25 protein-coding genes and 1 tRNA gene (1 of these 26 only partly in view) are annotated in these 20,278 nt (G+C 70.9%); 14 read left to right on the plus strand and 12 right to left on the minus strand.

Annotated elements, in window-relative coordinates; all coding sequences use genetic code 11:
• The 3 genes from menC to BXU09_RS04470 all read left to right on the plus strand — a co-directional run.
• Positions 1 to 598 carry the 3' portion of an o-succinylbenzoate synthase gene (menC, locus tag BXU09_RS04460; RefSeq protein WP_078300829.1) on the plus strand. 512 nt of this gene lie to the left of the window's left edge, so the window shows 598 of its 1,110 coding nt (coding positions 513-1,110); its start codon lies off the left edge, out of view; it ends in the stop codon at positions 596 to 598.
• Positions 595 to 1,458, plus strand: a complete 864-nt coding sequence (locus BXU09_RS04465; protein ID WP_240501018.1) for an acyl-CoA acyltransferase — start codon at positions 595 to 597, stop codon at positions 1,456 to 1,458. Before menC ends, BXU09_RS04465 begins: the two co-directional genes overlap by 4 nt.
• Before the next feature lie 124 nt (positions 1,459 to 1,582).
• Positions 1,583 to 2,137 (plus strand): single-stranded DNA-binding protein, encoded by a 555-nt coding sequence (locus BXU09_RS04470; protein ID WP_078300831.1) that lies wholly within the window; start codon positions 1,583 to 1,585, stop codon positions 2,135 to 2,137.
• A gap of 84 nt (positions 2,138 to 2,221) precedes the next feature.
• On the opposite strand, the gene BXU09_RS04475 is transcribed toward BXU09_RS04470, so the two are convergent.
• The 3 genes from BXU09_RS04475 to BXU09_RS04485 all read right to left on the minus strand — a co-directional run bounded on the left by BXU09_RS04475 (position 2,222) and on the right by BXU09_RS04485 (position 4,354).
• Positions 2,222 to 2,701, minus strand: coding sequence for a hypothetical protein (locus BXU09_RS04475; protein WP_205684134.1), 480 nt, complete (start codon positions 2,699 to 2,701; stop codon positions 2,222 to 2,224).
• A gap of 51 nt (positions 2,702 to 2,752) precedes the next feature.
• The gene (locus BXU09_RS04480; RefSeq protein ID WP_144011973.1) at positions 2,753 to 3,268 is read right to left on the minus strand and encodes a hypothetical protein; all 516 of its coding nucleotides are present in this window, start codon (positions 3,266 to 3,268) and stop codon (positions 2,753 to 2,755) included.
• Between the two features lie 435 nt (positions 3,269 to 3,703).
• The gene (locus tag BXU09_RS04485) at positions 3,704 to 4,354 is read right to left on the minus strand and encodes a metallophosphoesterase (RefSeq protein ID WP_240501019.1); all 651 of its coding nucleotides are present in this window, start codon (positions 4,352 to 4,354) and stop codon (positions 3,704 to 3,706) included.
• Positions 4,355 to 4,551: 197 nt separating this feature from the next.
• Here BXU09_RS04485 and BXU09_RS04490 point away from each other — a divergent pair, with 197 nt between their 5' ends.
• Positions 4,552 to 5,082, plus strand: a complete 531-nt coding sequence (locus BXU09_RS04490) for a GNAT family N-acetyltransferase (RefSeq protein ID WP_078300835.1) — start codon at positions 4,552 to 4,554, stop codon at positions 5,080 to 5,082.
• Between the two features lie 119 nt (positions 5,083 to 5,201).
• Positions 5,202 to 6,101, plus strand: coding sequence for an arginase (gene rocF / locus BXU09_RS04495; protein ID WP_078300837.1), 900 nt, complete (start codon positions 5,202 to 5,204; stop codon positions 6,099 to 6,101).
• 156 nt (positions 6,102 to 6,257) lie between these two features.
• Here the strand turns inward: rocF and BXU09_RS04500 are convergent, their stop codons facing one another.
• Together BXU09_RS04500 and BXU09_RS04505 are read right to left on the minus strand one after the other, a co-directional pair.
• Positions 6,258 to 6,833: a DinB family protein gene (locus tag BXU09_RS04500; RefSeq protein ID WP_078300838.1), complete on the minus strand. Its 576-nt coding sequence runs from the start codon at positions 6,831 to 6,833 to the stop codon at positions 6,258 to 6,260.
• Entirely contained in the window at positions 6,830 to 7,849 is a 1,020-nt protein-coding gene (locus BXU09_RS04505; RefSeq protein WP_144011974.1) for a tRNA-dihydrouridine synthase family protein, read from the minus strand. The genes BXU09_RS04500 and BXU09_RS04505 overlap by 4 nt, the downstream gene beginning before the upstream one ends.
• Before the next feature lie 161 nt (positions 7,850 to 8,010).
• On the opposite strand from BXU09_RS04505, the gene BXU09_RS04510 reads away from it, so the two are divergent.
• Positions 8,011 to 8,517 carry a GNAT family N-acetyltransferase gene (locus tag BXU09_RS04510; protein ID WP_078304750.1) on the plus strand — a complete coding sequence of 169 codons (507 nt, stop codon included), beginning with the start codon at positions 8,011 to 8,013 and terminating at the stop codon, positions 8,515 to 8,517.
• A gap of 110 nt (positions 8,518 to 8,627) precedes the next feature.
• Complete coding sequence (gene argB, locus BXU09_RS04515; RefSeq protein WP_078300840.1) at positions 8,628 to 9,377, plus strand: acetylglutamate kinase; 750 nt, start codon at positions 8,628 to 8,630, stop codon at positions 9,375 to 9,377.
• A gap of 36 nt (positions 9,378 to 9,413) precedes the next feature.
• Here the strand turns inward: argB and BXU09_RS04520 are convergent, their stop codons facing one another.
• The 5 genes from BXU09_RS04520 to purE form a co-directional block, all read right to left on the minus strand.
• The gene (locus tag BXU09_RS04520) at positions 9,414 to 9,983 is read right to left on the minus strand and encodes a GNAT family N-acetyltransferase (protein WP_078300841.1); all 570 of its coding nucleotides are present in this window, start codon (positions 9,981 to 9,983) and stop codon (positions 9,414 to 9,416) included.
• A gap of 77 nt (positions 9,984 to 10,060) precedes the next feature.
• The gene (locus BXU09_RS04525) at positions 10,061 to 10,366 is read right to left on the minus strand and encodes a hypothetical protein (RefSeq protein ID WP_144011975.1); all 306 of its coding nucleotides are present in this window, start codon (positions 10,364 to 10,366) and stop codon (positions 10,061 to 10,063) included.
• Between the two features lie 149 nt (positions 10,367 to 10,515).
• The gene (locus BXU09_RS04530; protein WP_078300845.1) at positions 10,516 to 11,667 is read right to left on the minus strand and encodes a VanW family protein; all 1,152 of its coding nucleotides are present in this window, start codon (positions 11,665 to 11,667) and stop codon (positions 10,516 to 10,518) included.
• A gap of 78 nt (positions 11,668 to 11,745) precedes the next feature.
• Positions 11,746 to 12,876 carry a 5-(carboxyamino)imidazole ribonucleotide synthase gene (purK, locus tag BXU09_RS04535; RefSeq protein WP_078300846.1) on the minus strand — a complete coding sequence of 377 codons (1,131 nt, stop codon included), beginning with the start codon at positions 12,874 to 12,876 and terminating at the stop codon, positions 11,746 to 11,748.
• Positions 12,873 to 13,412: a 5-(carboxyamino)imidazole ribonucleotide mutase gene (gene purE, locus BXU09_RS04540; protein WP_078300848.1), complete on the minus strand. Its 540-nt coding sequence runs from the start codon at positions 13,410 to 13,412 to the stop codon at positions 12,873 to 12,875. The genes purK and purE overlap by 4 nt, the downstream gene beginning before the upstream one ends.
• Positions 13,413 to 13,475: 63 nt before the next feature.
• Here purE and BXU09_RS04545 point away from each other — a divergent pair, with 63 nt between their 5' ends.
• From BXU09_RS04545 to BXU09_RS04565, 5 genes are all read left to right on the plus strand, one after another.
• The gene (locus BXU09_RS04545; RefSeq protein WP_078300850.1) at positions 13,476 to 14,681 is read left to right on the plus strand and encodes a Mur ligase family protein; all 1,206 of its coding nucleotides are present in this window, start codon (positions 13,476 to 13,478) and stop codon (positions 14,679 to 14,681) included.
• Between the two features lie 48 nt (positions 14,682 to 14,729).
• Positions 14,730 to 14,805: transfer RNA gene (locus tag BXU09_RS04550), tRNA-Lys, on the plus strand.
• Positions 14,806 to 14,956: 151 nt separating this feature from the next.
• Positions 14,957 to 15,343: a nuclear transport factor 2 family protein gene (locus BXU09_RS04555; RefSeq protein WP_078300851.1), complete on the plus strand. Its 387-nt coding sequence runs from the start codon at positions 14,957 to 14,959 to the stop codon at positions 15,341 to 15,343.
• A 28-nt stretch (positions 15,344 to 15,371) separates the two neighbouring features.
• Positions 15,372 to 16,082 carry a 23S rRNA (guanosine(2251)-2'-O)-methyltransferase RlmB gene (gene rlmB, locus BXU09_RS04560; RefSeq protein WP_078300853.1) on the plus strand — a complete coding sequence of 237 codons (711 nt, stop codon included), beginning with the start codon at positions 15,372 to 15,374 and terminating at the stop codon, positions 16,080 to 16,082.
• Positions 16,079 to 16,975, plus strand: coding sequence for an aldose 1-epimerase (locus BXU09_RS04565; protein WP_144011977.1), 897 nt, complete (start codon positions 16,079 to 16,081; stop codon positions 16,973 to 16,975). Before rlmB ends, BXU09_RS04565 begins: the two co-directional genes overlap by 4 nt.
• A gap of 170 nt (positions 16,976 to 17,145) precedes the next feature.
• Here the strand turns inward: BXU09_RS04565 and BXU09_RS04570 are convergent, their stop codons facing one another.
• Together BXU09_RS04570 and BXU09_RS04575 are read right to left on the minus strand one after the other, a co-directional pair.
• Positions 17,146 to 17,421: a hypothetical protein gene (locus BXU09_RS04570; RefSeq protein WP_346417552.1), complete on the minus strand. Its 276-nt coding sequence runs from the start codon at positions 17,419 to 17,421 to the stop codon at positions 17,146 to 17,148.
• Positions 17,422 to 17,586: 165 nt separating this feature from the next.
• The gene (locus tag BXU09_RS04575; protein ID WP_240501020.1) at positions 17,587 to 18,672 is read right to left on the minus strand and encodes a S1C family serine protease; all 1,086 of its coding nucleotides are present in this window, start codon (positions 18,670 to 18,672) and stop codon (positions 17,587 to 17,589) included.
• A 155-nt stretch (positions 18,673 to 18,827) separates the two neighbouring features.
• Here BXU09_RS04575 and BXU09_RS04580 point away from each other — a divergent pair, with 155 nt between their 5' ends.
• Together BXU09_RS04580 and BXU09_RS20885 are read left to right on the plus strand one after the other, a co-directional pair.
• The gene (locus BXU09_RS04580; protein ID WP_078300856.1) at positions 18,828 to 19,184 is read left to right on the plus strand and encodes a PadR family transcriptional regulator; all 357 of its coding nucleotides are present in this window, start codon (positions 18,828 to 18,830) and stop codon (positions 19,182 to 19,184) included.
• A complete protein-coding gene (locus tag BXU09_RS20885) occupies positions 19,181 to 20,272 on the plus strand; it encodes a permease prefix domain 1-containing protein (RefSeq protein ID WP_078300858.1) in 1,092 nt (363 codons plus the stop codon). The genes BXU09_RS04580 and BXU09_RS20885 overlap by 4 nt, the downstream gene beginning before the upstream one ends.
• Positions 20,273 to 20,278: the final 6 nt, after the last annotated feature.

Raw genomic sequence — 20,278 nt, forward strand, 5'->3', positions numbered from 1 at the left:
GCAGCCGGTCCGGGCGGTGCGTGAGGCCTTCCCGGACATCCGCCTGACGGTGGATGCCAACAGCGCCTATACCCTGGCGGATACCGGGCGGCTGCGGGCGCTGGACGCCTTCGACCTGACGTACATCGAGCAGCCGCTCGCATGGGACGATCTGGTGGATCACGCCGAGTTGCAGCGTCGCCTGATCACCCCGCTGTGCCTGGACGAGAGTGTGGCCAGCGCCCAGGACGCCCGCAAGGGGCTGGCGCTGGGAGCGGGCGGCGTGATCAACGTGAAGGTCGCGCGTGTGGGCGGGCACGGCGAGGCGAGGCGCGTGCATGACGTGGCGCAGGCGTTCGGTGCGCCCGTGTGGTGCGGCGGGATGCTGGAAAGTGGGATCGGGCGGGCGCACAACATTCACCTGTCGACCCTGCCGAACTTCACGCTGCCCGGCGATACCAGCAGCGCCAGCCGCTACTGGGAGACGGACCTGATTCACGAGCCGCTGGAAGCCCGGGACGGCCTGATGCCGGTGCCGGTGGGCGCGGGGATCGGCGTGACCCTGAACCGCGAATTCCTGGCGGGGGTGGCTGAACTGCACGAGGAACGGCGCGAATGACGGAAGAGGACATCCTTTCTTCCCAGTCGCCGGAGCCGTCGCAGTCGCCGCAGGCGCGGGTGGACGGGCGTCCGTTCGTGGTGCGGGACGTGACGGACCCCTGGGCGTTCCGGGCGCTGGAGCACGTGCAGGTGCGGGCCTGGGGGTACTCCGACCGGGAGGTGCTGCCCGGCACCATGTTCCGCATCAGTGCCGTGACGGGCGGCGTGGTGCTGGGCGCGTACGCGAACCTGCCGCCCGGCGATCCGGCCGGGCAGGTGCCGGTGGGGCTGGCGTTCGGGTTCCCGGCGCTGCGGGGCGGTGAGATCTGGCATCACTCGCATCTGCTGGCGGTGCATCCGCAGTGGCGGGGAACGGGAATGGCGGTCGCGTTGAAGCTGGCGCAGCGGGAGCGGGCGCTGGCGCAGGGCCTGACGCGCATGACCTGGACCTTCGATCCGCTGGTGGCGCGCAACGCGCGGCTGAACCTGGGGAAGCTGGGAGCGGTGGCCAGGACGTACCTGCCGGACTGGTACGCGCTGGAGGACGACCGCGCGGCGGCGTTCCCGGCGGACCGCCTGATGGTCGAGTGGGACCTGACCCGGCCGCATGCCGGGCGTCCGGCGCCGCCGCCGCGCGGGCAGGTGGCCCTGGAGGCGCTGGACGACGACCTGCGGCCGGGTGCGGCGCGGCTGTATCTGGCAGGGGGGCGGGTGCTGGCCGAGGTCCCGGCCCGTCCGGAGGTGCTGGAGGAGTCGGTGCGGCGCGAGTGGCGTCTGGCGCTGCGGGAGGTGCTGGGCACGTACCTGTCGCGCGGGTACGTGGTGACGGATCTGGCGCGGGCGGGGCACCGGGCGCATTACGTGCTGTCGCGGGAGTAGACCTGCCGCCCGGCTTCCCTGGGACGTGGGGGTAGTCGGAAAGACTCCGGCCGTGTTATGTTATTTACATAAGAAGCCGGGTGGGCAAATCCTGCGCCCACCCGATCCCGCCACAGGAGGCCCCATGCTGCACATCGAATTCACCACCGACCTCGGAGCGCGCGTCACTGTCGACGTCGAGAACGCCACGCAACTCCTGGACACCCAGCGGCAGTACGGCCGCCTCGGCTGGACCAGCGGCGACATTCCCAGCGGCGGCTACCAGTTCCCGCTGGACAACGAGAGCGACTTCGACTGGCACCTGATCGGCGCCCGCAAATGGACCAGCCCCGACGGCGAGGAACTCGTCATCCACAAGGGCCACGCCTACCGCCGCCGCGAACTCGAGGCCGTGGACAGCCGCAAGATGAAACTCCCGGCCGCCGTGAAGTACTCACGCGGCGCCAAGAGCACCGACCCCGAACACATCCGCGAGAAGTCCGACGGGGAATTCGAGTACGTGACGCTGGCCATCTTCCGCGGCGGCAAACGCCAGGAACGCTACGCCACCCCCAACCGTCCGGCCGCCTCCACCCAGAACGCACCGGCCCAGACCACCGCGCGCCCCGCCCCCACCCGCCCGGCCCCCACGCAGCCCCGCCCCGCCCCGGCCCGCGCAGACGACGAACCGCCGTTCTGAACGAGGCATGGATTGTGGGGCGTAGGAACCCCACAGAAAGAGGGCACCGCCGATCCGGGGTGCCCTCCTCTCTTTTCTTTTTCCCTACTGCCTGCTGCTCGCGGCCCGTTCCAGCACCGAGCGGACATCGGCGGGCTGCCAGCCTTCGGGTTTCAGGATCTTGCCGTCGGCGCGGCGGGGACCGCTCGCCTTGGTCAGGTTCGCGCGGTGCACCTCGGCGAACACGGCGTCCGCGTCCACGCCCAGCCGGTCGAAGGCGCCGTACGTGACGTACAGCAGGTCAGCCAGTTCGTGGGCCAGGGCGGTCAGGTCGGCGGCGACTAGGGGCTCTCCGGCGTCCATGCGGGCCGCCAGGGCGCGGAATTCGGCGTCCACCTCGGCCGCCTCCTCCTGGATCAGGGTGCGGCGCAGCGTGAGCAGGTCGCGGTCCGGCACGGTGGGCACGTCGCGGCGGTCCTCTCCGATCACGTCGTGAAAGGCCCGCAGGCGCCGGGCGTTCGAGGCGGGCCGCTGTTCAGCCGTGGCCGTCGGGTCGGTGGTGATCTGGTCAGCAGGGGCGGTCATCATCCGCACAGACTACCCAAGTGGACATGAAAGCAGTGGAGCGCCGGGCGTTCAGGGGCGCAGGGAGCCGCCGCGCAGGTCGGCGTCCGTGACGCTCAGCGGCGCGGTCAGGACGCGTCCGTCGGCCCGGACATCCAGCGTGACCGGCAGCGTGACGGTGCGGGCCGCGCAGACCCTGGCCCCGGCCGCGCAGCTGAACAGCAGCGCCCGGACCTGCGCGGCGTAGCGGCCAGCCGGGGTGCCGGCCGGCACACTCAGCGGCAGGCGCAGCGGCGCGAGTTGCGCGTGATATCCGCGTCGCAGCGGGTGTGGGCGGCCCTGCGGCGCAGCGCTGACCTCCTGCCAGGGGGTATTCAGTGTCACGCGGTTTGGCGCGTCCGAGCTGATCAGGTAACCCCGCAGCGGAAACGAGACGGTCACGCTGCCGGACGCCGCCGCTGCGCCGCTCAGGAGGCAGGCGGCCAGCGTCACCCGCCGCGCCCATCCGCCCCGCGTCCCGCTCGGGCCGGCCGCACCCGGCTGAAGCCGAACCGGCGGGGGTGCTGTCATGCCCGGCAGTCCTTTCATCACCGGCAGGATAGCGACTCTGCCGGGCCGGGGCAGGCGCAGACAGGACAGATACGGCGGCGGGCCACAGCGTGGCGGCACATAGAGCAGGCGGCCGGAAGGTGAATCCCGGCCGCCTGCGTGTGTGTCGAATTTGGGTGCGGGTGGTGGGGCTTGAACCCGCCTGCTGCCTGCCTTGGCCCGCTCGCGCGCCCGTTGGTGAAGAGGTGGGCGTCTCCCTCTGGCCTGATCGCCCGGTTCCGCCTGACCCTGTGGGGGCTGTGCGTTTCCGGTCACGACCTCACCAGGCCGAGGGAGAGTATGCCCCCGCAACGTCAGGTCTGCATGTGCCGGATGCCCACGCGCCCTTAAGCAAAAATGCGTGCCAGCCCTCATTCAGCCTGATGGGCGTCACGTTTCGCGCCCGATCCGGGCGGCAGCAGGCAGAGGCGGCCTTCAGAGGTCCAGCAGGCGGTAGCCGTAGGCGTTCACGACCCGCGCGCCGCTGGCCGCGTCCCGGTACTCCTCCTTGCGGCCCTCGTACTCGTGAATGTGGCCGTGAACGACCAGGCGGGGGCGGCGGCGGTTCATGAACCGCGTGATGCTCTCGCAGCCCCGGTGGGCATAGTCGGTGCCGGCGTGCGGGCCGGTGGGCGGCGCGTGCGTGAGCAGCACGTCCACGCCGCGCCGCGCCTGCCACGCCAGCCGCGCCAGTCCCAGGCGACCCTGGTGGTCCGTGTACTGTCCGTGGCCCTTGTCGCGGTAGCGGGGCGCGCCGCCCCATCCGGCGATCCGCAGTCCCGCCTCGTCGATCACGCGGCCGTGCGCGGGGATCACGCCACGGGGCGGAACGCGCCGGTCTCCCTCGGTCACGAACTCGTTCTCGTGATTGCCGTGCACGTACACGACCGGGACGGTCATCTTGGTCGCCAGGAATTCCAGGTAGTAGCCGGGCAGGTCCCCGGCCGCCAGGACCAGATCGACTCCCTCCACGCCCTGCGGGAATCCCTCGCGATACACGAAGGGATGCACGAAATCCGCCAGCAGCATCAGGCGTTTGCCCAGCGGGGCCGGCAGCGGAGGTTGGGCGGGGGCAGGGTCGGTCATTCGGGGGAAGGGGCGCAGCGGACACGCGGGAGCAGGCAGGGGGGCCAGGAAGCGGGGGCAGGGAGGCGGCGGAACTTACCGCGCGGGCAGGCAGGTTGGAGAAGGTGAGTGTAGCCTGCCCGGCGCTCCACTCCGGGCCGGGGTGTCTGCACGGCCGCCCGGCGGGAGCGGCGGGCCTTTCAGGGTACGCTGCGGGCATGCCGGTCCTCTTGAGCCCACGTTTACTTCTGCTGCCCCTGACCCGCCCGGTCCTGGAACGGCGGCTGGCTGGCGCGCCGTTCAGCCTGACGCTGGACACGCCGCAGGGCGCGCAGGACGTGTACTTCCCGCCGGAATGGCCGGGCGACGCGCTGCCGCTGTTCCAGACGTGGCTCGCGGACCTGGGCGACGGGCCGGACGAGGTGCCCGGCACCTTCATCGCCGTTCACCGGGGGCACCTGAGCGCGCTGGGGCAACTGGGCGTGAAGGGGGCCGTCAGCGCGGCGGGCGAGCAGGAGATCGGGTACGGCCTGACCCCGGACGCGCGCGGGCGCGGCTACGCCACCGAGGCGGTGGGGGCGCTCGTGACGCACCTGCACGCCCAGGGGGTGGCAGTGGTCACGGCCCGCACCTCCCCGGACAACCGGGCCAGCGGGCGGGTCCTGCAGAAACTGGGCTTCCGGCAGGTGCGAACGGACAGCGGCGCGCCGGACGGTCCCCTGCTTCTGTGGGCGCACGCGCCCGCCTGACCCACTACCGGAAGCATGAATATTCACCTGAATACTCGCGCGGCGCGGCCAGGTCACGCGGGCCGGAAATAATGTTGCAGTCGCAAGGCATACCGCCGGGCGGCCTTTAAGCTGGGTGCATGAACGTCTCTATTCTCGGTATTCCCATGGATCTCGGCGCGGGCCGGCGCGGCGTGGACATGGGCCCCAGCGCCCTGCGGAACGCCCACCTGAGCCGCGCGCTGCGGGATCTGGGCCACAGCGTGACCGACCTGGGAGACGTGCGCGTGGCGCTGCCCGAAAGCATCGACAAGCACGAGGAGGGCGGGCTGGTGTTCCTGGACCCGATCCTCGAGGCCTGCCGCGCCGCCGCCGCACAGGTCGCCGCGCTGCCGGAAGGCACCTTCCCGCTCACGCTGGGCGGCGATCACAGCGTCAGCATGGGCACCGTGACCGGCAACGCCCTGCGCGGCCGCCCGGCCGGGGAACGCATGGGCCTGATCTGGGTGGACGCCCACACGGACTACAACACCCCGCACAGCAGCCCCAGCGGGAACATTCACGGCATGCCGGTCGCGCACCTGACCGGCCTGGGCGACCGCCACCTCAGCGGCCTGGGCGGCGGGTGGCACATGCGCCCCGAGGACATCGTGATGATCGGCATCCGCAGCGTGGACCCCCACGAGCGCGAGCTGCTGCGCGAGGCGGGCATCCAGGCGTACACCATGAAAGAGGTGGATCAGCTGGGCATCACCCGCATCCATGAGGAAACCCTGGAGCGCCTGGGGCACCTGGAGCGCCTGCACGTGTCCTTCGACGCGGACGCCCTGGATCCCAGCGTCTGCCCCGGCGTGGGCACGCCCGTGCCCGGCGGCCTGACCTACCGCGAGGGCCACCTGCTGATGGAACTCCTGAGCGAATCCGGCCGCGTGACCAGCATGGATATCGTGGAGGTCAACCCCATCCTGGATACCCGCAACCAGACGGCGGAAGTCATGGTCGGCATGGCCGCCAGCCTGCTGGGTCAGCGCATCCTGTAATACGGGTTCCGTTTCTCTCCTACGCGCATCCGCTCGGATTGAAGGGTCATTGCAGCCCCTTCAATCGGAGTCCGTATAAGCCTGCGCACGGATCAGCGCCGCCCTTCTACCAGAGGGGCGGCGCTGATCCGTGTGCAGGGAAACCGGGATGGGGCGTTACAGGTCGTCGCTGTCGGTGTCGGGCTCGCCCGTGTCTGCCTGTCCGGAGTCGGCCTGTCCGGGCGTGACCTGTGGGCGCGCGAAGCGCATGTAGTCCAGCCAGGGCGGCGTGTGGCCCAGCTGGCGGATCATCAGGCTGATCTGCGCGGTGTGGCGGACCTCGTGGGTCATGACGTTCCACAGCAGCTGGTCCAGGGTGACGGTGTCACTGGCGGGGTCGTCCTGCACCAGTTTCACGCTGCGGTGCAGGTCGGGTTCGCTGGCCAGGAACGCGGCGGTGCGGCCGCTGACCTCGCGGCTGTACTCCAGAATCCAGTTCAGGTCGTACTGCTCAGCCTGGGGACGCACCCAGTCGTGCGGGTACTGACCCTGGACGCTGTCGCCCAGCACCACGGAATGCACCCAGTGGTCCTCGACGTCCGTGACGTGCAGCAGCAGGTCCTTGATGCTGTGGAACCGGTCGCCGCTCTCGATCAGGTCACGGTCCAGGTCGGCGGGCGGCAGGGCCCGCAGGAAGTTCCACAACTGGGCTCGTGCGGCAGACAGGTAGGAGTAGTACTCGCGTACGTTCATGAATGACTCAGAGTATACCGGTTCAGGGGGTCGGGCAGGGTCGCCACCTCGCCTGCGCCGTCCGGGTCGCCTTCCAGCAGGGGTTGCAGGACGCGCCGCACGTCCTCGACCGTCACGACCTGCACCAGGGCGTCGCGCAGCTGAGGGTAGTCCGGCAGGTACTGCGGCAGCACCTTACGCAGCGGGCGCAGCGTCAGGCGGCCCGTGTCGTCGTCGTAGAAGCGGGTCTGCAGCTCGGCGTGCCGCAGCGCGGTGCGGGCGCGCGTGTACGCGTCCGGCAGGTCGTCCTGACCGCTGGCGAGCGCCCGGAAGATCCAGGGGTTCCCGACCGCGCCGCGCCCGATCATCACGGCCGCCACGCCGGTGCGCTGCCGCTCGCGGGCCTGGGCGGGGGTCAGGATGTCGCCGCTCCCCACGACCGGCACGCGCACGCTGGCCGCCACGCGCGCGATGGCCTCCCAGTCGGCCTGCCCGGTGTACCGCTGGGCGCTGGTGCGGCCGTGCACGGTGATCAGCGCGGCCCCGGCGGCCTCCAGGCCCTGCGCGACCTCCACGCTGCGGTCATGGTCCCAGCCGAGGCGGATCTTGGCACTCACGTCCAGGCGGGTGGCCTGCCGCATGGCGCTGACCAGTTCGTAGGCCACCTCGGGCGTCTGGAGCAGGCACGCGCCGCCCTTCCCGCGGATCTTGGGAACGGGGCAGCCCATGTTCAGGTCGATGGCGGCCGGCTGGAACCACGCCTCGGCGCGGGCGACCGCTCCGGCCAGCACGTCGCTCTCGGCACCGAACAGCTGCACGACGCGTTCCTGCTCGCCGGGGTACGGGCGGCCCAGGTTCAGTTTCTCGGTGTCGCCGCCGCCCATCAGGCCGCGCGCGCTGATCATCTCGCTGACGGTCCACAGGGCGCCCTGCTCGGCCGCGAGTTGGCGCATGGGCGCGTCGCTGTACCCGGCCATGGGGGCCAGGACCGCGCCGGGGCGGGCGAGTCGGGAAGCGTAGAAACCGGGAGCACTCATCCGGCGAGGGTAGCGCACCCCCGCCCCCACCGGGTGAAGCGCAGCTGAACTCCCCCAGCGGCGGCATTCACGGCGCCCCGCAGGGCGCGCGGTATGCTGGTCGCAGTCCGGCATCCCCTGCATCTGCTGTTCGCCCACCCTGCCGGATGGGAGGCTTCACCTTGAACGTAACGCCGCTGGCGCTGCATCACGCGCCGCTGCTTCACACGCTGTACCAGTCCGCTCCGGGTTACTTCGACCTGATCAGCACGCGCGTCCCCTCGGCCAGCGAGGTTCTGCGTGACGTGGAAATCGCGCTGCTCGACCCACGCCGCTCGCTGGAACTCGTGTACGACGACCAGGGCGAACTGATCGGCAGTCTGGACTGCAAACGCGACTACCCGGAAACGGGCGACCTGACCATCAACCTGCTGCTGATCCGTGAGGACCGGCAGTCGCAGGGCCTGGGCGAACAGGTGGTCCGGCACCTCGAGACGCACGCGCCGCCCGGCACGACCCGCATCCTGGCGAGCGTGCTGGGTGACAACCCGCGCGGCGCGCGCTTCTGGGAGCGGTTGGGGTACTCGTTCACGCTGGACGCCCGGCCCGTCATGAGCTGGTATGCCAAGCCTCTGAGCCGCGCCCCGCTGACCGGCCCCGGCGCGCCCCTGACCGTCGCCAGCGACTGATCCGGACTCCGATTGAATGGCTTGCAGAGCCGCTGAGTCCGAGCAGAGCGAGAAGGAGAGAACCGGGTTCCGGGCGCCTGCGCAGGCCGCGCACGCCGTACACTCGGGGCGTGATCGTCAAGTACGGTGGGAATGCCATGAAAAGCCTGGAGTTGCGGCGCGCGGTCGCGGCCGAGATTGCCGCGCTGCGCGCCGAGTACCCGGTCGTGGTCGTGCACGGGGGCGGCCCGGTCATCGAGCGGGAACTCGCGGCGCGCGGCGTGACCAGCGAGTTCCGCGGCGGGCTGCGCGTGACTACGTCGCAGGCGATGGACGTGGTCGAGATGGCGCTGTGCCAGCTGAACAAGCAGCTCTCGCAGGACGTGGGGGGCGCCGTGGGCCTGATGGGCCGCGACAGTGACCTGCTGCGCGCCGAGGTGCTGGACCCCGACCTGGGCCGAGTGGGCCGCGTAACGGACGTGAACGCCGGGCTGCTGCGCACGCTGCTGGGGGCGGGAATCACGCCCGTGCTGGGCTGCGTGGCGGTCGGGCCGGACGGCGAGGCCCTGAACGTGAACGCCGACACCGCCGCCGGGGCCGTGGCGGGTGCCCTGAATGACGGCGTCGTGTTCCTGACCGACGTGGACGGCGTGTACCGCGCCTACCCCGACCCGGACAGCCGCGCCGCGACCCTGACCCGCGCCGAGGTCGAGGAGGGCATCGCGCAGGGCTGGATCGCGGGCGGCATGATTCCCAAGGTGCGGGCCGCGCTGGACGCCCTGGACCGGGGGGCGCCGTTCGCGGTGATCGCCAGTGGCATGCAGGCCGGGGTGCTGGCCGCCGCCGCGCGGGGCGAGGCCGGCACGCGCATCACGCCCTGAGCGTCCTCTCCGGGCGCATCACGCCCTGAGCCTGCGTCACTGCACCTTCGAGAAGATCAGCGTGTCGCGCAGTCGCGTGTGATCGCGGGGGTCCACGTCGTCGTTCACGAGGTGGGCGTCGAGGGTGTACCCCAGCGCGGCGGGGATGCGGGCGCTGCGTTCGTTCTGCGGGTCGCAGCGGATCTCCAGGCGGCGCAGGCGCAGGGTGTTCAGGGCGAGGTCCGTCAGCGCCTGCGCGACCTCGCGGGCGTAGCCGCGCCCGGTGTGCGGCGTGGCGATCCAGTACCCGATCTCGCCGCGCGGAATCAGCCAGTTCAGGGCGTGGTAACCACTGCTGCCGATCAGCCGGGTGCCGCTGGCGTCCCAGACGTGGTAGCGCAGGTTCTCGCGCGTGTCGAACCGCTCGGCGGCGGAGCGCAGGTTCTCGCGCGAGGCGTCCTCGGTCATGGGATGCTGCGCCCAGTGCATCCAGCGTTGCAATTCGGGCAGCGAGGAGTTCACGGCGTCCACCAGCGCGCGCGCGTCGGCCGGGTCGGGGCGGCGCAGCAGCAGGCGGTCGGTGCGCAGTTCGGCAGGAACGGCGTTCAGGGATTCGGCGGTGACCATGCCCGGCAGTGTAGTGACCGCGCGGCGGGGCGTGCCACCCGCCGGATAGCCTACCCGGGCGGTTCCGGCGGCCCCTTCTAGCGTGCGGGCACGGAGGGACGCGCCGGGTGGCGGGCGGTCACGTCCAGGTACGCCAGCCGCATCAGCTGCCAGCGTTTCATGCCCGGAAACTGCCGGGCCTTGCCTTTTATGCGGCGTTCCAGGGCAGCGCGGTTTCCGCTGCACGCCGCCAGCAGGCGCGCCTCCCAGTACACTTCCTGCGCGCCGTCACGCCGGGTCGCGCCCGACGTGATCGTGGGGCGGTTTCCCCGCCTGAACACCTGCGCACCCAGCGCGAGCGCCGCGGCGCCCACCAGTCCCAGTCCCAGAGTTGTCAGGATCACCCTCACACCCTACCCGGCCGGGGTCGGGGGCGACAGCGAATTTTCCACACACCCGGTACAGAAAGGGGGCAGGAGGGAAGCGGGGAAGGGGGCAGCCGTATCGTTGCGCTGCCCCCTTCCCCGCTTGCTGTATCCCGGTGCGGCGGCCCTTACTGCTTGAGGCGCGGGTCGGCGGGGTTCACGCCGTACACGGCGCCCCAGGGTTTGTACACGCTTTTCAGGGTGTCGCTGCTGACGGTCTTGCCGCCGACCTTGATGGTCCGTTTGATGACGCTGGTCATGCCCTGCATGGGCTGGTCGAGCAGGCGGCGACTGCCGGGGGCCACGCGGTCGTCGGGGCTGTAACTGGGTTCGGCGGGCGCCTTGAAGTCCGTGATGACCGGCCGACTGACCGTGACCTCGCGGCCGGTGTTCGCGCCGAACACGTCGAAGCGCAGCGTCTCGCGCGCGGTATCCCAGCTGGCCTGGATGAACAGGTGCTGGCCGGTGTCGTTCTTCATGCGCAGGTTCTTGCTGGGTGCATACACGGTGGCCTCGTACCCGACGGGGTCGTAGTACTTCACGCGGTGGCTGTGCTCGTGGCGCTCGGTGATGGGCAGGCCCGCCTGGTACAGCGCGCGGAAGACGGTGGTGCTGACCTGGCAGATGCCGCCGCCGTCCTCCTTGGTCAGGGTGCCGCCGCTGATCACGAAGCCCTTGACGAAGCCGGTGCTGGCGTCGATCTGCCCGATTTCCTCGTTGAAGTTGAATTCGTGGCCGGGCGCGATGAAGAAGTTATCCAGTTTGCTGGCCCCTACCAGGATGTTCTTCTCGCGGAAGTCCGGGCTGCCCGCGTAACTGCTCTGGCCGGTCGCGACGTGCCACAGGACGCCGCGTTTGGCGAGGAGTTTCACGCTGCGGGCGGGCACGGCGCGTTTGACGACGACCTGCGCGGTGTCCTTGCCCGCCAGGATGGCTTTCAGGAGGTTGGCCTTGGTGGCGGCGCGGTTCAGCGTCCAGCCGGTCTGGTCGGTGGCGACCCAGCTGCCGCTGACGTTGCGGAACACGGCGGGCTTGGCGTTGCGGGCGTTGATGGTCTGCTCCATCCGGTCGAGGATGGGCGTGATGGTGGTGCTGAGGCGCTTCACCTTCCGGGTCGCCTTGACGCTGGCGGCGGGCACCGCCCAGGATTTCACGATGGGGGTGGTCTTCAGCTCACCCTTGCGGATGGTGCTGGCCTCGTCTTTCAGGATCAGTTTGAAGTCGGCGGCGTGCGCCGAGGCGACCAGGGCGAGGGTCAGGGTGGTCAGGAGACGCTTCACGTCTCTCAGCCTAGGCTGGGCGGTCTGACGGGCCGTGAGGTGAGGTTGCGCTATTGCTGACCTGCCTTTGCGGTGGGCTTAGGGAATCAGGGGTTCCAGGCTCGCCAGCCGCTCCCGCAGGGTCTGCGCGTCCGGCGCGACGAGGTTGATGTGCCCCACCTTCCGCCCGTGCCGGTGCGCCTTGTGGTACAGGTGCACGCGCGTGCCGCTCAGGGCGTCGATGGCGGCCCAGTCGGGCGTCAGCGGCTGGCCGTCCGGGCCGTCCACGCCGACCACGTTCACCATCGCGCAGGGCAGCAGCGGCGCCCAGTCGGTCAGGGGGAGGCCCAGCACAGCCCGCACCTGCGCCTCGAACTGACTGATCCCGCCGCCGTCCTGCGTGAGGTGGCCGCTGTTGTGCACGCGCGGCGCGACCTCGTTCACCAGCAGGTCGCCGCCGGGCAGCACGAAGAATTCCAGGGTGATCAGGCCCTCCAGGTTCCAGGCGTCCGCGACGGCGCGGGCCAGTTCACGGGCGCGGACTTCGGTGCTGCCGGGCACCTGCGCGGGGTACACACTGGTGCGCAGGATGCCGTTCCGGTGGACGTTTTCCACCAGCGGCCCGAACGCCACCTGCCCGTCCGGGCTGCGGGCCACGCCCAGGCTGACCTCGCGCTCGAAAGCCACGAAGCCCTCCAGCACGCACGGCACGCGGCCCAGGTCGTCCCAGGCGGCGCGCAGTTCGGCGTCCGTGTTCACGCGGGCCTGCCCCTTGCCGTCGTACCCGAGTTCGCTGGTCTTCAGGATGCCGCGCCCGCCCACGCGGTCCAGGGCGCCGTGCAGGTCGCCTTCCGCCTCGATGACCTCGAAAGGTGCGGTGGTGGCCCCCGCCTCGCGCAGGGCCTGTTTCTCGCGGGCGCGGTGCTTGCTGCGGGCCAGCAGCGACCCTGCCGGGCGCACCGGCACCCGGCCCTCCAGCGCGGCCAGCGCCTCGACCGGGATGTTCTCGAATTCCAGGGTCACGGCGTCACACGCGGCCAGTTCGTCCAGCCCGGCCGGGTCGGTGTACGGCGCGCACAGGTGCCGGGCGCACAGCCGCGCCGGGGCCTGCGGGTCGGGTTCCAGCACCGTCACGCGCACGCCCAGCGGAATGGCGGCCAGCGCCAGCATCTGCGCCAGCTGCCCGCCGCCCAGGATGCCCAGCGTCCGTCCGCTGCCCGGCGCGGTCATGCCTCGCCCGCCTGCGGGTGCCCGTCGAAGAAGGGATCGTCCAGCACCGCCTGCGTCTGCGCCGCGCGGAAGGCGTCCAGACGGGCGCGGACCGTTTCGTCGGTCGTGGCGAGCATCGCCGCCGCGAACAGCGCCGCGTTCTTCGCGCCTGCCGCGCCGATCGCGAAGGTCGCCACGGGAATCCCGGCCGGCATCTGCACGATGCTCAGCAGGCTGTCCTGGCCGCTCAGGGCGCGGGACTGCACCGGCACGCCCAGCACCGGCACGCGCGTGAACGCCGCCAGCATGCCCGGCAGGTGCGCCGCGCCGCCCGCCCCGGCAATGATGCACGCAAAACCCAGGCGCTCGGCCCGCGCGCCGTACGTGGGCAGCAGTTCCGGCGTGCGGTGCGCGGACAGCACCCGCACCTCGTACGGCACGCCCAGGTCCCGCAGGACGTCCAGCGCGCCCTGCATGGTCTCGAAATCGCTGCGGCTTCCCATCACGACGCCCACCCGGGGGGCGGCCTGGACTGCAAGATCGTTCACGGCCCGCATCCTACCCGGCCCGGCCGGGTCCGCGCCTCACCCTGTCCGGCCGGGGCGCGCTAGCCTGCGCGGGTGAACGCCGAGCACGACGACGACCCCGCCCGCCTCTCCCCCACGCGCCCGGACTACGACTGGCTGTACTCCCGGACCCGCGCGGGCCGGGCGCGCGGACCGCACGGCGCGGCGGCGCTGCTGGCGCAGCTGGGCGACCCGCAGCAGTCCTTCCCGAGCGTCCGGGTGATCGGCACGAACGGCAAGGGCAGCACCTGCGCCATGCTGGAGGCGGGCCTGCTGGCCTCGGGCGTGACGGTGGGCCGCTTCACCAGTCCGCACCTGACGCACTTCGAGGAGCGGGTGCGCGTGAACGGCGCAGACCTCCCGCCCGCCCGCACCGGCGCGTTCATCGCGTGGGCGCAGACGCAAGCGCCGGACGCCGCGTTCTTCGACCTGACCCTGGCCCTGGCCTGCCAGGAATTCGCGCGGGCGGGCGTGGAGGTCGCCGTGATGGAGGCCGGCGTGGGCGGCCGCAGCGACGCCACGCAGGCCCTGACGCGCGTGGCGGCGACCGTCATCACGAACGTGGACCTCGATCACGTGGGCGTGCTGGGCGGCACCGTGGAAGCCATCGCCGCAGACAAGGCCGGGGCCGCCCAGCCCGGCGTACCCCTGCTGACCACCGCGACCGGCGCGGCGCTGGACGTGATCGCCGCCGCCGCGCAGGCCGGGGCTCCCCTGCTGACCCCGGACACCCACCCGGACCTGTTCGCGCTGCCGCACCCGCCCCGGCTGGAGGGACCGCACCAGCAGCGCAACGCCGCGCTGGCCGCCGCGACCCTCCGCACCCTCGGGTACGGGCCGGGCGTGGACGCCGCCCTGAACGCCGCGCACCCCGCCCGCCTGGAACGCTTTCAGGTGAACGGCCGCACGGTCCTGATCGACGGGGCGCACAACCCGCACGCCACCCGCGCCCTGGCCGATGCCCTGCAGGGCACGGGCGTTCACACGCTGCTGTTCGGGAATCTGGCGCGCAAGGATACCGCCGCCACCCTGGCCCCGCTGCTGCCGCTGACCCCGCAGCGGGTGTTCACCGCGCCCGGCGACCTCGCCACGCCCCCCCAGGAACTCGCCGCCACGCACGGCGGAGAGGCCATCCCCGACATGACGGCCGCCCTGAGCCGCGCTCTGACCCTCACCCCGCCCGGCGGCACGCTGCTGGTGACCGGCAGCCTGTACCTCGCCGGACACGTCCGGGCGCAGCTGCTGGCCCTCACGCCCTGAACCCGGCTTGACAGAACGTACACCCGCCCGTATACTTCCCCTCGCTCTGGATCGTTAGCTCAATTGGCAGAGCAGCTGACTCTTAATCAGCGGGTTGTAGGTTCGATTCCTACACGATCCACCAGAACAGACCCCCACCCCGCGTGGGGGTTTCTGCTTGCGGGGGTTCAGCGTGCTGTGGGCTGGCGCTCATGCGGCGGGACATGTGTTCATGTGGCGTTGGCTCGGTGGGTCTTGTTACGGGGTGCGGCGCGGCGGGGTGGTCTGGTGGGGGCATGACGAACGATCAGCAGACGACCACACAGGCTTTCATGGCCGCGTTGCAGGCGGCGGAATCGACGGGGGACGTGTCGGCCCTGCTGGCGCTGCACGCGCCGGACGTGACCCTGCACAACCTAACGCAGCAGACCTGGGAGGGTGAGGCGGGCGCGCGGGCGTTCTGGGAGACGTACCTGGGGAACTTCGAGGAGATCCGCAGCGAGTTCACGCACAGCCACGAGGCGGACGGGCTGGGCGTCATGGAGTGGACGGCGTCCGGGCGGCTCCGGGGCGGGCATCCGGTGGAGTACCGGGGGGTCAGCCTGATCGAACTGAGCGGCGGGAAGGTCGCAGCTTTCCGCACGTACTACGACAGCGCGGCGTTCCTGGTGGCACCGGCCTGACGGCGGGCGGGGCGGGTACACTGCCCTCATGTTGCTGTACGGTCGGAATCCGGTTTTAGAGGCGCTTCAGGACGGTCGTGTGTCCGAGGTGCTGGTGGCGCGCGGGGTGGAGGAAGCGTTCGTGGCGCAGCTCAAGGCGACGGGCGTGCGTCTGCGCTTCGCGCCGCGTATCGAACTCGATCAGCTGGCGGGCACCACGCAGCACCAGGGCGTGATGGCCGAGGTCGAGGACATGACCTGGGCCGAGGTGGACGACATCCTGGCGCTGGCCGAGGAGCGCGGTGAGGACCTGCTGATCGTGCTGCTGGACGGCATCACGGACCCCCGGAATTTCGGGGCGATCATCCGCAGCGCGGAGGTGCTGGGCGCGCACGGCGTGGTCGTCGAGGAACGCCGCAGCGCACCGCTGTCGCCGGTCGTGGCGAAGACGGCGGCGGGGGCCACGAGTTACCTGCCAGTCGCGCAGACGAAGAACCTGCCGCGCCTGATCGAGCAGCTCAAGCAGGAGAACGTGTGGGTGTACGGCGCGGCGGGCGAGGCGGCCGAGGACGTGCGCCGCATCGATTTCAGCGGGAAGGTCGCGCTGGTGATCGGCGCGGAAGGCGAGGGCATGCGCCGGCTGGTCCGTGAGAAGTGCGACGCACTGGTCAGCATTCCGGTGCGCGGGCGGGTGCAGAGCCTGAACGCGTCGGTCGCGGCGGGCATCCTGCTGTTCGAGGCGACGCGGGGCCGGTCTTGACCCTGCGCGTCGAGCGGGTGTCCAGCCCCGCCTTCGAGCTGGAGATCCTGCCGGAGATGGGGGCCAGCATCCTGAACCTGCGGGCCGCGTCGGGCCGTCCGGTCATGCGGCCCGTGCCGCTGGAGTCGGTACTGACCAGCAGCCAGTGCGCGAGTTTCACGCTGCTGCCGTTCAGTAACCGCATCCGGGACGCGCGCTTCGTGTTCGGCGGGCAGGAGGTCGCGCTCCGCGTGAACACCGACGACGGTCTGGCGCAGCACGGCGACGTCCGGAACCGCCCGTGGCAGTTGCAGGAGCGTTCGGACACCCACCTGCGCTACGGCTTCGACAGCCGGGCCTTCCCGGACCTCAACTGGCCGTGGGCGTTCACGGCACAGATCGAGTACCGCCTGCACGGCCCGCACTTCGACACGACCCTGACCCTCACGAACGCCGACGACCGGGACATGCCGGCCGGGATGGGCCTGCACCCGTACTACGTGCGCGTGCAGGACGGTGTGGACGCCACCTTGCAGCTGGGCGCAGACCTGAAGTACGACACCGACGAACGCCTGCTGACCGTGGGCGGCGCGCGGCCCGTCCGTCCGGACGAGGACTACCGCACGCCCAGCCCGGTCGGCGGGCGCTTCATTGACGGCACGTACACGGCCTGGGACGGCCTGACCCGCCTGGACTGGGGAGTGCGGGCGCTGACGGTCACGGCCGACAACGTGTACTCGCACTCGGTGGTGTTCACCGCGCCGGACGGCAGCCTCGCGCTGGAACCCGTCTCGCACGCCACGGACGCCTTCAACCTCGCGGCGCAGGGCGTGGCCGGCGTGGACTCGCGCACCCTGTCGCCGGGGCAGAATCTGGCCGGGACGGTGCGCGTGACCCTGGAAGGCGACTGGTAAACCCGGCCCGGCTCATACGGGTTCCGTTTGTTTCGCTGACAACCCGGGACAGCACCGGGTTGCCAGCTCCACGTCCGGAACCCGTTTCTCTCCCACTCTGCGGGGCAGCTCTACGAGTCGCATCCGCTCGGATTGAACGGTCTTTGCAGCCCATTCAATCGGAGTCCGGCTCAGGCGGTGGCGAGCAGCACGCCGCGAATGTCGCGGATCTCGAATTCGCGGCGGTCGCGGCTGCCCATCCAGCGCAGCGCCTCGAGCAGATCGTCGGTTTCCTTCATGACTTCCGGTTGGCCGGTGTACCCGGTCCACACGACGCGGTAGGCGCGCGGCGCGGCCGGAGCCGTCCAGCGTTCCCCTTCGTCCTCTTTCACGAATGCTCTCGACATCCCCCCAATCTGCGCGCCGGTCATGACGTGCGGGTGGGCCGTACGTTCAGGGAACTTCATGCCCGGTCCGGACAGTGCCGGGCAGCCGTCATACGGATTCCGTTTGTTTCGCCGACAATCCGGAACTTCACCGGATTGCCGGCTCCACGTCCGGAGGGGGGTATTGCTCCCACTCGCTCCGCTCGGATTGAATGGGCTTTGCAGCCCATTCAATCGGAGTCCGTATCACTCCTGCAGGTCGGGCACGCTGGCCTTCGGGACCAGGGTGATCTGCGCGGTGCGGGCCTCGCCGTCACGGGTGTACCCGAGGGTGACCGTATCCCCCACGCGGGCGCGGCGGATGGCGGCGATGACCTGATCGGCGTCGCGGGTCCGCTGGCCGTTCACGCTGGTCACGATGTCCCCCAGGGCCGTCAGGTTGTCCTGTTCGTCGAAGGTACTGCCGCGCAGACCGGCGCGTTCGGCGGGACTGCGGCGGGCCACGCCGCTGATCACCGCGCCGTCCAGGCCGCCCTGGCCGCTGTGGACCAGATCGAACAGCAACCCCACGACCGGCACGTCGCGTTTCTCTCCGGCGCGCAGGGCGGTGATCAGGTCGCTGCCCTCCTCGACCGGCACGGCGTAGCTGCGGCGCGTCTGCCCACTGCCGTCCAGGCTGATGTAACTGACCACCCCGATCGCCTGTCCGCTGCGGTCCAGGATCGGGCCGCCGCTGTCGCCGGGCGCCAGGGGCGCGTTCATCTCCAGCGTGCCCTGCGGGAAGTCCGCGCGGCCCGCCTGCGCGTTCAGGCCCAGCAGCGTGCCCCGGCGGGGTTGCAGGTAATCGCCGCCGCTGTTCCCGATGGCCAGCACCGCCTCACCGACCCTCGGGGCGCGCGGCGCGAGCGGCAGGAACGGGAACCCCTGCGCCGGGGCGCGCACCTGGAGCAGCGCCACGTCCGCCTGCGCGTCGAACGCCGTGACCTGCGCCGGGTACGACCGGCCGCTCAGGGTGCTCACCTGGAACAGGCGGCCGCTGCTGACCACGTGGTACGCCGTGAGGATCAGGCCGTCCTCGCTGATGAAGAACCCGGTGCCGATCCCGGCGTTCTGCGTGGCGGGGTTCAGGCTCTCGACCCGCACCGTGGCCGGGCGCGCCGCGTCGAACAGCTCGCGGGCCGCCTCGGGCAGCTGGTTGGGCAGGGCCGGGGCGGGCGCCTGAGGGGCCGTGCGGGTCGCGGCGGGCGGATCGAACGGCAGCCGGGCGTCTGGCAGCAGGTAAGCGGCCAGCGCGAGGATCAGCAGAACCGGAAGCCAGGGCGAGGCGCGCACGCCCCCAGTGTAGAGCGGCCGCGCCGCGGGGACGGTGGCCGAAGGAACCGAAAGGGAGGCAGGATCGCCCGACATTCTTGCTTGACAAGATACCCGGAGCTCACTACCTTGCAGAACAAGACACCACACCAGAAGACCTGACTGGAGGCCCACCCGTGAACCCACTGAAATCCGGCACGCTCGACCTCGCCCTGCTCGCCGCCCTCCAGGACCAGCCGCGCTACGGCCTGGACATCCTGCGGCACGTCAACGAACGCAGCGGCGGCCTGTTTGACCTGCGCGAGGGCAGCCTCTACCCCGCCCTGCACCGCCTCGTGAAAGCCGGATGGATCGAGAGCGACTGGCAACCCAGCGACCGTGGCGGCGCGCCCCGCAAGGTCTACCAGCTCACCGACGACGGCCGCGAGGCCCTGCACGCCAAACGCCAGGAATGGCAGACGCTGCGCGGCGCGCTCGACGCCCTGCTGATCCGCGCCCTGCTGCGCCGCACCCCCACCCGGCGGTCCGCGTGACCCGCCGCCTGCCCCGCCCCCGCCGGCCCCTGAGCGCCGACGCGTACATCCACCACGCCACGCGCGGTCTGCCCAGAGCCGAACGCCTGGACGCCGCCGCCGAACTCCGCGCGCACCTGACCGAACGCATGCAGGAACATCAGGCGCACGGCTTCTCGCCCGAGGAAGCCGAGTACCTCGCCGTGCGCGGCATGGGCGACCCGCAACCCGTCAACCGGGGCCTGCTCGGGCACGCCTTCACGCACCGCGCCGGGTGGCTCACGCTGGCGGCACTCCTCATGGGCGGCCTGGGCTGGACGGCGTACCGCGAGTGGCTCCCACCGCGCGAGGGTGCGCAGTTCGGAGCCATGAACCAGCAGGACGTGAACGCGCTGTTCAGCGACAGAGATGCCCCGCGCGGCACGTACCAGGGCGTGACCCTCACCTACCCACGCGGCACGAAAGCCGTGCTGTACGTGACCGTCAGCGGCCCTGAGGCCAGAAAGTTGAACCTGACCACAAAAGACCTGACTCAGGAAGAGCAGATCAACTTCACGGGCCGTATCCCCGGCAGTTATCGCTATCAGGAACGCGTCCTCCTGAGTGCATGGCGCATGACCTGCGACGGCCAGGAACGCAGCGGCATCTACAAGACCGGGTACGGGCTGCCCTCACCCTTCGAGAACTCGGGCGCCCATTATCGCAGTGGTCCGGGCGGCATGATCGTCGGGGAGTGCGGGAATCCCAGCGTGCGCCTGAACCGCGTCACCCACACCCTGAGCACCACGCCCCCCACCCAGGAAACCCATACCGTGCCTCCGTATGGAGCGGGAGCCATCTTTAACAACGCGCACAGACCGCTGCGCCTCAACGAATGGCGAGTGCTGTACCGCCTGCGTGTGGATCCGGAGGCCGGCCCCAATACATCCGGCGCGGCCGACAGTGGCGCGTTCAGCGCGAAGGTGCGCGGCGTGTACGTGGCGGTCATGCCGCTCGATCACGTGCCCAACGACACGGACGGCTACAGCTGGGGTGGCATGACGGTGGGATTCAAGGGCCAGAAGCCCATCCCCCTGCCGCCGCTGGTGACGGATCAGTCGGGCGGGTGATGCTCT

Source organism: Deinococcus sp. LM3 (assembly GCF_002017875.1).
Classification (GTDB): Bacteria; Deinococcota; Deinococci; order Deinococcales; family Deinococcaceae; genus Deinococcus.

Coding starts and splice junctions, on each gene's coding strand:
- BXU09_RS04470 (WP_078300831.1), top strand. CDS start 1,583: ATGCTGCACATCGAATTCACCACCGACCTCGGAGCGCGCGTCACTGTC.
- BXU09_RS04475 (WP_205684134.1), bottom strand. CDS start 2,701: ATGACCGCCCCTGCTGACCAGATCACCACCGACCCGACGGCCACGGCT.
- purK (WP_078300846.1), bottom strand. CDS start 12,876: ATGACCGCGCCGGGCAGCGGACGGACGCTGGGCATCCTGGGCGGCGGG.
- BXU09_RS04490 (WP_078300835.1), top strand. CDS start 4,552: ATGCCGGTCCTCTTGAGCCCACGTTTACTTCTGCTGCCCCTGACCCGC.
- BXU09_RS04520 (WP_078300841.1), bottom strand. CDS start 9,983: ATGGTCACCGCCGAATCCCTGAACGCCGTTCCTGCCGAACTGCGCACC.
- purE (WP_078300848.1), bottom strand. CDS start 13,412: ATGCGGGCCGTGAACGATCTTGCAGTCCAGGCCGCCCCCCGGGTGGGC.
- rlmB (WP_078300853.1), top strand. CDS start 15,372: ATGTTGCTGTACGGTCGGAATCCGGTTTTAGAGGCGCTTCAGGACGGT.
- BXU09_RS04555 (WP_078300851.1), top strand. CDS start 14,957: ATGACGAACGATCAGCAGACGACCACACAGGCTTTCATGGCCGCGTTG.
- BXU09_RS04465 (WP_240501018.1), top strand. CDS start 595: ATGACGGAAGAGGACATCCTTTCTTCCCAGTCGCCGGAGCCGTCGCAG.
- rocF (WP_078300837.1), top strand. CDS start 5,202: ATGAACGTCTCTATTCTCGGTATTCCCATGGATCTCGGCGCGGGCCGG.
- BXU09_RS04480 (WP_144011973.1), bottom strand. CDS start 3,268: ATGAAAGGACTGCCGGGCATGACAGCACCCCCGCCGGTTCGGCTTCAG.
- BXU09_RS04570 (WP_346417552.1), bottom strand. CDS start 17,421: ATGAAGTTCCCTGAACGTACGGCCCACCCGCACGTCATGACCGGCGCG.
- BXU09_RS04505 (WP_144011974.1), bottom strand. CDS start 7,849: ATGAGTGCTCCCGGTTTCTACGCTTCCCGACTCGCCCGCCCCGGCGCG.
- BXU09_RS04485 (WP_240501019.1), bottom strand. CDS start 4,354: ATGACCGACCCTGCCCCCGCCCAACCTCCGCTGCCGGCCCCGCTGGGC.
- BXU09_RS04500 (WP_078300838.1), bottom strand. CDS start 6,833: ATGAACGTACGCGAGTACTACTCCTACCTGTCTGCCGCACGAGCCCAG.